Consider the following 6,270-nt stretch of genomic DNA (forward strand, 5'->3'; position numbering starts at 1 on the left):
CGTGGCCGGACGCTGCGCGGGCTGCGCCTGGGTGACGCTGCCGCCCGGGTTCGCGGGCGTCGCCGCGGCGGCCGGGCGGTTGGTGGGCGCGGGCGCGGCGGGCTGGGTGCCCGCGGTCCCCTGAGCGAAGGCGGGCAGCACGGACAGGCCGAGCAGCGCGGCGGCGAGGCTGAGGCGAGAGGTCTGGCGCATCGGGGTCCTCCTCTGGGTTCGAGCGCAGGGAGGAGGATGGGCGGGGCGCGTGTCGGCAGTTCGCCGCCTGCAAGGTTTCTTCACGACTGGTGCGGCGGAACGGCGACGGGCGTGGCGGAAGCGGGGCGACCGCGGCATCCTGGGCGCGACGCCAGCGCGGAACGAGCATGATGAGGCCCGAGGACCGGGACGTCCTGATGGTCTATCTCGGCATGATCCGCCGCTTCATCGCGGGAGAGGTCCGCGCCCGCGACTTCGCCCCCGGCTTCCAGCGCCGTGTCCAGGATGACGGGCACGTCTTCGGCGCGCATAGCCGCGCCTTCGCGGTGGTGGACGCCTTCTGGATGGATTGCGAGGAGTTCGTGGAGGACCCCGCCTTGCGGCGACCCGGCGACTTCGACGAGGTGGAGCTGCTGGCCCGCGCGCAGCGCGCCCGGCGCGAGATCGAGGCGCTGCTGGCGGAGGGCTGAACCCCCGCTACACCCCCGCATCCGCCGGCACGATCACCCGGCCTTCCGCATCCACCCGGGCCGGCACCGCCTCCAGACTCTCCCCATAGCAGGGGCCGGAGATGCACTCGCCATCCTCGATCCGGAAGCGCGCCCCATGCGCCGAGCAGACGATCACCTGCTTCTTCGCGTCCAGGAAGCGGTTCGGAGCGGGATCCAGCGGCAGGCCGATATGCGGGCAGGAATTCACATAGACATGCACGCGCGCGCCGCGGCGGATCGCGAACAGCCCGGTGAAGCCGCCCGGCGCCGGCGGGAAGCCACGGCTCTCGCCCTCCGGCAGCTCGTCCAGCCGGCAGAGCACCCGTTCCCCGGCCGAGATGTCGGCCTCGCGCGGCCGATTCAGACCTCCGGGCCCTTCGGCCCTCCGGTCATCGGACGCGTCGCTCACCCCTTCCACCCGCCCATGCGGCAGAGCAGCTTCCAATGCTCCGCGCTGACCGGCATCACCGAGAGGCGGGACTGCCGCACCAGCGCCAACTCGGCCAGCGCCGGTTCCGCCTTGATGGCGGCCAGCGTCACCGGCTTCGGCATCGGGCCCACCGCCTTCATGTCCACGCAGACCCAGCTCCCCTTCGGATCGTCGGGGCCGACGGTGGGGTCCGGATAGGCCTCCCGCACCACCTGCACCACGCCCACGATCTCCTTGCCGATGTTCGAGTGGTAGAAGAAGGCCAGGTCGCCGGTCGTCATCGCCTGCAGGTTCGCCCGCGCCATGTGGTTGCGCACGCCGGTCCAGGGCTCGACCCCGTTGGCCACCTGCTGGTCCCAGGAAAAGGCGTCGGGCTCCGACTTCACGAGCCAGTATCGGCGGCGCGGCGCCATGCTCAGGCCGGGCGCCGGCGGGCAGGGCCCGGAGGGTCGGGAAACATTCTGGCGGCGCGTCCAACGTCAGGGTTGCGGATCAGGCACCTAACCCGCGAAACGCCTGACTTCAATCCGGCGCGATACGGCCCTAGGTTAGCGGCGTGGACGCCAGCCCTTCCGCCCCGACCCGGCCAACCGGGCCGCGACAGGACGCACCCGCAGCCCCGGGCTCGCGGTCGCTGCATCGTTTCGCCAATCCCGGGCGCTTCCTGCGCCTGACCGATGCCTGGATGCCCTGGCTCTGGGCGCTGGCCATCGGCGTGACGGCCGCGGGCGCGTATTGGGCGCTGGTGGTCTCGCCGACCGACTGGCAGCAGGGCGAGACGGTGCGGATCATGTACGTCCATGTCCCGATGGCCTGGCTGGCCATGGGCGGCTACACCGGGCTGGCCATCCTCTCGATCATGTCGCTGATCTGGCGCCACCCGCTGGCCGACCTGACGGCGCGGGAGCTGTCGCCGGTCGGCGCGGCGGCCACCGCGCTGTGCCTGGCCACGGGCAGCCTCTGGGGCAAGCCGATGTGGGGCACCTGGTGGGTGTGGGATGCGCGGCTGACCAGCGTGCTGGTGCTGTTCTTCCTCTGGCTTGGCCATGCCGCGCTGGTCCGCGCCTTCGACGACACCGAACGCGGCGCCCGCGCCGGCGCCATCCTGGCGCTGGTCGGCATCGTCAACATCCCGATCGTCAAGTTCTCGGTGGATTGGTGGAACACGCTGCACCAGCCGGCCAGCGTCACGCGGCTCGACAGCCCCGGGATGCATGTGGACATGCTCTACCCGCTGCTGACCTGCGCGCTCGGCTTCACGCTGCTGTTCGCGGTCACGGTGCTGGCGCGCACGCGGGCGGCGGTGATGGAGCGGCGCGTCCGCGCGCTGGAGACCGCCCGCGCCCGGCGGCTTGACGCATCGCAATGACGACGCACTGGCTGCACGTCAGCTTGTCCTGGGGCATCACCGCCCTGGTGTTCGGCGGGCTCGCCGTCGGCGCCTTCCTGCGGCAGCGCGCGGCGGCGGCGCGGCTGAAGCAGCTCGATCCTCGGGGTGAACGCGCATGACGCGGAAGAAGCGCAGGATGTGGATCCTGCTGCTGTGCGGGATCGGGCTGGGCAGCGCGACCGCGCTGACGCTCACGGCCTTCCAGGACAACCTGGTGTTCTTCCGCTCGCCCTCCGACATCATCGCGGAGCGCCCGACGCCCGAGCGCGCCTTCCGCCTGGGCGGGCTGGTGGAATCGGGCAGCGTGGAACGCCAGCCCGCGGTGGCGGGGCAGCGCCCGGTGGTGCATTTCCGCGTCACCGACGGCGCCAACGTCATCCCGGTGGTCTACCAGGGCGTGCTGCCCGACCTGTTCCGCGAGGGACAGGGCGTCGTCACCATGGGGCGGCTCGGCGTGGACGGCATCTTCCGCGCCAGCGAGGTGCTGGCCCGCCACGACGAGACCTACATGCCCCCGGAGGTGGCCGATGCGCTGAAGCGCGCCGGCCACTGGAACCCGGCGCAGGGCGCGGCGCCGCCGCCCGCCACCTGGAACACACTGGACCCCGACAGGCAGCGGCCCGGCGCGCCGCAGGGAAGGACCGGCTCTTGATCGCCGAACTCGGCCATTTCGCCCTCGCCCTCGCCCTCATCCTGGCCTTCGCGCAGACCTGCCTGCCGCTGCTGGGGGCGCAGCACCGCGATGCCCGGCTGATGGCCAGCGCCGCGCCACTGGCGGTCGGGCAGTCCGTCGCCATCGCGGCCAGCTTCGCCTGCCTGATGTATTCCTACGCGATCAATGACACGACGGTGCTGAACGTCGTGCAGAACAGCCACAGCGCGAAGCCGATGCTCTACAAGATCACCGGCACCTGGGGAAACCACGAGGGATCGCTGATCCTGTGGGTGCTGATCCTGGCGCTGTGCGGCCTGGCGGTCGCGGCCTTCGGGCGCGACCTGCCCTCCACGCTCAAGGCGCGCGTGCTGGGCGTGCTCGGGCTGGTCTCCGTCGGCTTCCTCCTGTTCATCCTCAAGACCTCGAACCCCTTCGAGCGGATGTGGCCGCCGCCGCCGGACGGCCAGGGGCTGAACCCGATCCTGCAGGATATCGGGCTCGCGATGCATCCGCCGCTGCTCTACCTCGGCTATGTCGGCTATGCTGTGACCTTCGCCTTCGCCGTCGCGGCGCTGATCGAGGGCCGCGTGGACGCCGCCTGGGGGCGCTGGGTGCGGCCCTGGTCGCTGGCCGCCTGGGCCTTCCTGACGCTCGGCATCGCGCTGGGGTCGTGGTGGGCCTATTACGAGCTCGGCTGGGGCGGCTACTGGTTCTGGGACCCGGTCGAGAACGCCTCCCTGCTCCCCTGGCTGATCGGCACCGCGCTGCTGCATTCCGCGATCGTCGTGGAGAAGCGGGAGGCGCTGAAGACCTGGACCGTGCTGCTGGCGATCATCGCCTTCGGGATGAGCCTGCTGGGCACCTTCCTGGTGCGGTCGGGCGTGCTGAACTCCGTGCATTCCTTCGCCAACGACCCGGAGCGCGGGATGTTCATCCTGGCGCTGCTGCTGTTCTACGTCGGCGGCGCCTTCCTGCTGTTCGCCTGGCGCGCCCAGATCATGGTGCCGACGGGCATCTTCGCCCCCGTCTCGCGCGAAGGCGCGATCGTGCTGAACAACCTGCTGGTCTGCTCGATCACCGCGGTGGTCTTCGTCGGCACGCTGTGGCCGATGTTCGCGGACGCGCTGTTCGGTGCGAAGGTCTCGGTCGGGCCGCCCTTCTTCAACATGGCGTCCTTCCCGCTGGTGGTGCCGTTGCTGCTGGCCATGGCCGCGGGGCCGCTGATGCCTTGGAAGCGCGCCCAGCTCTGGCCCGTGGTGCAGAGGCTGTGGGCGGCGGCGGTGGTCGGGCTGCTGGCCTTCTTCGTGGCCCTGCTGCTGACCGGCGAGCGGGTGCTGCCGGCCGTCGGCTTCGCCTTCGCCGCCTGGACGATCGGCGCCGCGCTGACGGACCTGGCCGACCGGACCGCCCTCTTCCGCACCTCGCTCTCCAACAGCTGGGCGCGCGCGAGGGGCCTGTCCCGCGCCGCGTGGGGGGCCGCCATCGCCCATGCCGGCGTGGGCGTCGTCGCGGCAGGCATCGCAGGGATGGGCCTGGCGCAGGAACGGCTGATCGCCATGGCGCCGGGCGACACCACGCAGATGGCCGGGTACACGTGGCGGCTCGACGGCGTGCGCGACCACACCGGGCCGAACTACACGGCGCGGCGGGCCACGATCACCGTGCTGCGCGACGGCGAGGTGCTGCACGTGATGGAGCCGTCGCGCCGCTGGTTCCCCATCGGGCGCCAGCACACGACGGAGGTCTCCATCCGCACCAACCTTCTCTATGACCTCTATGCGGTGATCGGGGAGGAAGATGCGGCGACAGGCAAGGCGGTGATCCGCATCCACTACAACCTGCTGGCGCCCTGGCTCTGGATCGGATCCTTCATCATGGCGCTCGGCGGCGCGCTGTCGCTGGCCGACCGGCGCGTGCGCATCTCCGCACCGGCCCGCAAGGCGGCAGCGCAGGCGGCGCCGGCATGACACCCGCAACGCGGCGCATCCTGCTCTTCGCGCCCTTCGCCGTCGCAGCCGCGGGCGGCGTGGCCTTCTACGGCATGCTGCAGGGCATGCGGACCGGCGAGTACAACCCGCGCGGCGTGCCCTCCGCCCTCATCGGCCGCTCGCCGCCGGATTTCACCCTGCCGCCGCTCGAGGGCGTGGAGACGCCCGCGCTGACCTCCGCCGACCTGCAGAACCTGCCGGGGCCGGTGATCGTCAACTTCTGGGCCAGCTGGTGCGTGCCCTGCATCATCGAGCATCCGCAGCTCATGCGCCTGCACCGCGAAGGCGTCCCGGTCTTCGGCATCGCGTACAAGGACCGCCCGGAGGACAGCCTCCGCTTCCTGCGGGAACGCGGGAACCCGTATCGCCGCCTGTCGCGCGACGAGCCCGGGCGCGTCGCGATCGACTGGGGCGTCTATGGCGTGCCGGAGACCTACCTGCTGGACCGCCAGGGCATCATCCGCTGGCGCTTCGCGGGCCCGATCACGCAGGACGTGCTGGACCAGGACATCCGGCCCTTGCTGAGGCGATGGGCGTCGTGATCCGCCCTCAGGCGCCGGGCGGCGGCTCCGCCGCCTTCGCTTCGCGCAGGCGACGGCTCACCGCGGCCATGCTGTCGGTCCGTGCGCAGGCCGCATTGGCGGCCTCGGCCCGCTGCGCGGGCCACCTGGCTCTCATTCTCACGCTGCTCGCGCCCCTGCCCGCCCATGCCGTCGGCAATCCCGCCGACATGCTGCCCGATCCGGCGCTGGAGGAACGCGCGCGCAACCTCGGGCGCGACATCCGCTGCATGGTCTGCCAGAACCAGTCGATCGAGGACAGCGAGGTCGGCCTGGCGCGCGACCTGCGGCTGATCGTGCGCGAACGCATCGTCGCCGGCGACAGCGATGCGCAGGTCAAGGCCTTCCTGCATGCGCGCTACGGCGACTTCGTGCTGCTGAAGCCGCCCTTCGCCTGGTCCACCGCCGCGCTCTGGGCGACGCCCTTCGTCGCGGTGCTGGCCGGGCTCGGCCTGATCCTCGGCATGCGGCGCCGCGCCGCCGCGCAGGCCGCCGTGGCGGCGCCGCCGCTGACCGAGGAGGAGCGGAAGCGGCTGGCCGCGCTGGGCCTGCCGCCGGGCGCCG

The 6,270-nt window shown here is 71.9% G+C and carries 10 protein-coding genes; 7 read left to right on the forward strand and 3 right to left on the reverse strand.

Features of this window, described 5'->3' with window-relative positions; translation table 11 throughout:
• Positions 1 to 192 (reverse strand): hypothetical protein (locus OZN99_RS22950; protein ID WP_270937583.1); only part of this gene is annotated, 192 nt, incomplete at its 3' end.
• Between the two features lie 167 nt (positions 193 to 359).
• Here OZN99_RS22950 and OZN99_RS22955 point away from each other — a divergent pair.
• The gene (locus tag OZN99_RS22955; protein ID WP_270937584.1) at positions 360 to 662 is read left to right on the forward strand and encodes a colicin immunity domain-containing protein; all 303 of its coding nucleotides are present in this window, start codon (positions 360 to 362) and stop codon (positions 660 to 662) included.
• 7 nt (positions 663 to 669) lie between these two features.
• Here the strand turns inward: OZN99_RS22955 and OZN99_RS22960 are convergent, their stop codons facing one another.
• Together OZN99_RS22960 and OZN99_RS22965 are read right to left on the reverse strand one after the other, a co-directional pair.
• Positions 670 to 1,092, reverse strand: a complete 423-nt coding sequence (locus OZN99_RS22960) for a Rieske (2Fe-2S) protein (protein WP_270937585.1) — start codon at positions 1,090 to 1,092, stop codon at positions 670 to 672.
• Positions 1,089 to 1,526 (reverse strand): EVE domain-containing protein, encoded by a 438-nt coding sequence (locus tag OZN99_RS22965; RefSeq protein WP_270937586.1) that lies wholly within the window; start codon positions 1,524 to 1,526, stop codon positions 1,089 to 1,091. The genes OZN99_RS22960 and OZN99_RS22965 overlap by 4 nt, the downstream gene beginning before the upstream one ends.
• Positions 1,527 to 1,798: 272 nt before the next feature.
• On the opposite strand from OZN99_RS22965, the gene OZN99_RS22970 reads away from it, so the two are divergent.
• The 6 genes from OZN99_RS22970 to OZN99_RS22995 form a co-directional block, all read left to right on the forward strand.
• On the forward strand, positions 1,799 to 2,482 hold the full coding sequence (locus tag OZN99_RS22970; RefSeq protein ID WP_408611898.1) for a heme ABC transporter permease: 684 nt from the start codon (positions 1,799 to 1,801) through the stop codon (positions 2,480 to 2,482).
• Positions 2,479 to 2,622, forward strand: coding sequence for a heme exporter protein CcmD (gene ccmD / locus OZN99_RS22975; RefSeq protein ID WP_270937587.1), 144 nt, complete (start codon positions 2,479 to 2,481; stop codon positions 2,620 to 2,622). Before OZN99_RS22970 ends, ccmD begins: the two co-directional genes overlap by 4 nt.
• Positions 2,619 to 3,155: a cytochrome c maturation protein CcmE gene (gene ccmE, locus OZN99_RS22980; protein ID WP_270937588.1), complete on the forward strand. Its 537-nt coding sequence runs from the start codon at positions 2,619 to 2,621 to the stop codon at positions 3,153 to 3,155. The genes ccmD and ccmE overlap by 4 nt, the downstream gene beginning before the upstream one ends.
• Entirely contained in the window at positions 3,152 to 5,125 is a 1,974-nt protein-coding gene (locus OZN99_RS22985; protein WP_270937589.1) for a heme lyase CcmF/NrfE family subunit, read from the forward strand. Before ccmE ends, OZN99_RS22985 begins: the two co-directional genes overlap by 4 nt.
• The gene (locus OZN99_RS22990) at positions 5,122 to 5,688 is read left to right on the forward strand and encodes a DsbE family thiol:disulfide interchange protein (RefSeq protein ID WP_270937590.1); all 567 of its coding nucleotides are present in this window, start codon (positions 5,122 to 5,124) and stop codon (positions 5,686 to 5,688) included. Before OZN99_RS22985 ends, OZN99_RS22990 begins: the two co-directional genes overlap by 4 nt.
• On the forward strand, positions 5,685 to 6,270 hold a 586-nt coding region (locus tag OZN99_RS22995), incomplete at its 3' end, for a cytochrome c-type biogenesis protein (RefSeq protein WP_270937591.1). The genes OZN99_RS22990 and OZN99_RS22995, both read left to right, overlap by 4 nt.

The organism is Falsiroseomonas oryzae (genome assembly GCF_027856955.1).
GTDB lineage: Bacteria > Pseudomonadota > Alphaproteobacteria > Acetobacterales > Acetobacteraceae > Falsiroseomonas > Falsiroseomonas oryzae.